General features: G+C 60.1%; 1 protein-coding gene. It reads right to left on the bottom strand.

Annotation, left to right across the window (positions count from 1 at the left end):
- Window positions 1-4 precede the first annotated feature (4 nt).
- Window positions 5-1246, bottom strand: a protein-coding gene (locus tag QMK17_RS26255) for an IS3 family transposase (protein WP_283512217.1) whose coding sequence is annotated in 2 segments (ribosomal slippage) — window positions 5-1032 and window positions 1032-1246 — 1243 coding nt annotated over the 2 segments. Because the reading frame shifts where the segments join, the coding sequence is not laid out codon by codon here. This gene is flagged as partial in the annotation.

Below are 1246 nucleotides of genomic sequence, written 5' to 3'. Positions count from 1 at the left end.
TGAATCACCCTAGGTTTTGTGCCGCCTCCAATGTGGGCTGATCCCCGGTGGTGAGGTCAGCGTAGTGGAGCGTTTCGTATTCGATCGGTGGCATGTGACCGATGCTTGAATGAAGCCGCTTGACGTTGTACCACTCGACCCAACCGGCGGTCGCGAACTCGACGTCCGTGATCGTCTTGTACGGCCCGGAATGGAAGATCGTCGTTCGGATGCACTCGGTCTTGTACAACCCGTTCGCTGACTCGACGAGGGCATTGTCGTAGGCGTCCCCGACCGATCCGATGGACGCCGCGATGTTCTCGAGCGCCAATTTCTCGGTCAGCTTCACTGACGTGTACTGACTTCCTGCATCCGAATGATGTATCAGCTCAGCAGCTTTCACTGGATATCCTTCTCGCATACGTTGCCACAGCGCCATCCGCAGTGGGATCGTCACCAGGTCCACTGTCTTGGACATCGAGGCGTGCCAGGCGACGATCCGACGGGAGAACACGTCGATGATGAACACCACGTAGACCCACCCGGCCCATGTTCTGCAATAAGTAAAATCGGTGACCCATACCCGATTCGGTTCCTCGGCCCGGAACTGCCTATTGAGCAGGTCGCCCGCTCGCACGCCGTCCGCTGATTGGATCGTCGTTCTGATTCCTTTCGATCGTCGAATTCCGTTGTGGCATAGCGTCTTCATTGCGCGATCAACTGCCCCGTAGGACACTCCAGGGATCGCTGTCCGGTCGAGATGGGCGCGCATTTTCACCCTCCCGTACAGCCCCTCCGGTGTCATCTTCTTCCGGCCGTCGGCATCGGTGTGCCACACAGTCGACCGCACCGCATGGACGACATGGGCATCGGAGACAGTGCGCGGCGCGGGCCGGCGTGATTTCCAAGCCCGGTAGGTTCTCGCGGCGATCGTGCAGCCCTGATCTTTCAGGACCCGGCAGATCGACTCGACCGCAAAACCGTTGGCACGCAGCGAATCTATGAACCCGATGATCATCGGTTGCGGGGGTCGAGTTCCCCCGCGAAGAAAGTTGTCGCAGCTTTGAGGATTGCGACATCCTCGCGCAGCTGCTTGTTCTCGGCTTTGAGCTTTTTGATCTCTGCCGTTTCCTTCGAGGTAGTGCCGGCGCGGGTGCCTTGGTCGACCTGGGCTTGCACGGCCCAGCGCCGCACCGTCTCCTGACCGACACCGACCTGCTTGGCGATCGCCTCCGCTGCGGCGGTCAGCGAGGCGTATTCCCCACCG

This window comes from Rhodococcus sp. G-MC3, assembly GCF_030063335.1.
Taxonomy (GTDB): Bacteria; Actinomycetota; Actinomycetes; order Mycobacteriales; family Mycobacteriaceae; genus Rhodococcoides.
This window is presented reverse-complemented; position numbering and strand designations above follow the sequence as displayed.